Origin of the sequence: Quadrisphaera sp. RL12-1S (genome assembly GCF_014270065.1) — a bacterium.
Classification (GTDB): domain Bacteria; phylum Actinomycetota; class Actinomycetes; order Actinomycetales; family Quadrisphaeraceae; genus Quadrisphaera.
This window is the reverse complement of sequence record NZ_JACNME010000026.1, coordinates 1-1,389: the sequence shown is the minus strand read 5'-3', so window position 1 is coordinate 1,389 and position 1,389 is coordinate 1. Positions and strand designations below refer to the sequence as shown.

The following is a 1,389-nucleotide window of genomic DNA, read 5'->3' as shown; positions in this document are numbered from 1 at the left end:
CCGCGAGGCCGGCCGCCGACGCCCCCGCAGCGGCCCCCCGGGCCGCGGCGCCCGCGGCGCCCGCGGCGCCCGCGGCACCGGTCGCCCAGCAGGCGCCGCAGGCCCAGCAGGCTCCGGACACCGGAGCGTCCTTCGCCGAGCTGGGCGTCCCGGCCCCGCTCGTGGCCTCCCTCGTCTCGCGCGGCGTGACCAGCCCGTTCCCGATCCAGGCGGCGACGCTGCCGGACACCCTCGCCGGACGTGACGTGCTCGGCCGCGGGCGCACCGGCTCGGGCAAGACGATCGCCTTCGCGCTGCCGCTGGTCGCCAGGGTCGCAGCGGGCTCCGCTCCGCGGACCCCCCGCCGTCCCCGCGGTCTCGTGCTGGCCCCGACGCGCGAGCTCGCCACGCAGATCGCCGCCACCGTCGAGCCGCTCGCGCAGGCCGCCGGCCTGCGCACCACCGTCATCTTCGGCGGCGTCCCCCAGGGTCGCCAGGTCACGGCCCTGGCCGCCGGCGTCGACATCGTCATCGCCTGCCCGGGCCGCCTCGAGGACCTCCTGCGCCAGCGCGAGCTCACCCTCGACGGCGTGGAGGTCACCGTGCTCGACGAGGCCGACCACATGGCCGACCTCGGCTTCCTCCCGGGCGTGCGCCGCCTGCTGGACGCCACCCCCCGGGGCGGGCAGCGCCTGCTCTTCTCGGCGACGCTCGACAACGGCGTGGACGTGCTGGTCAAGCGCTTCCTCGTGGACCCGCTGACCCACTCGGTGGACAGCGCCACCGCCCCGCCGCCGGCCATGACCCACCACGCGCTGCACGTGGCCGACGCGACGGCCAAGACCGACGTCGTGCGGCACCTGGCCTCCGGCACCGGCCGGCGCGTGCTGTTCCTGCGCACCAAGCACCAGGCCAAGAAGCTGGCCAAGCAGCTCACCGCGTCGGGCATCCCCGCCGTCGACCTGCACGGCAACCTCTCCCAGAACGCCCGGGTGCGGAACCTGGACGCGTTCTCCTCCGGTGAGGTCAAGGTCATGGTGGCCACCGACATCGCCGCGCGCGGCATCCACGTCGACGACGTGGAGCTGGTGGTCCACGTCGACCCGCCGACCGAGCACAAGGCCTACCTGCACCGCTCCGGGCGCACCGCCCGCGCGGGCTCCGGGGGTGACGTGGTGACCGTCGTGCTGCCCGAGCAGGGCCGCGAGGTGGCGCAGATGATGCGGCAGGCCCGCATCACCCCCGAGCTCCACCAGCGGACCACGGCCGAGTCCGAGGTGGTCGTGCGCCTGACCGGGCAGGTGGCTCCCCACGTCGAGCCCGCGCCCCCGGCGCCGCCGGCCCAGCCCGCTCGCGCCTCCGCGGGCGCCCGCAGCGGCGGGTCGCGGCGGGGCGGGTCCGGCTCGCGCG

General features: G+C 77.2%; 1 protein-coding gene. It reads left to right on the top strand.

From position 1 onward, the window contains the following. Window positions 1-161 precede the first annotated feature (161 nt). On the top strand, window positions 162-1,389 hold a 1,228-nt coding region (locus H7K62_RS21400), incomplete at its 3' end, for a DEAD/DEAH box helicase (RefSeq protein WP_370591892.1).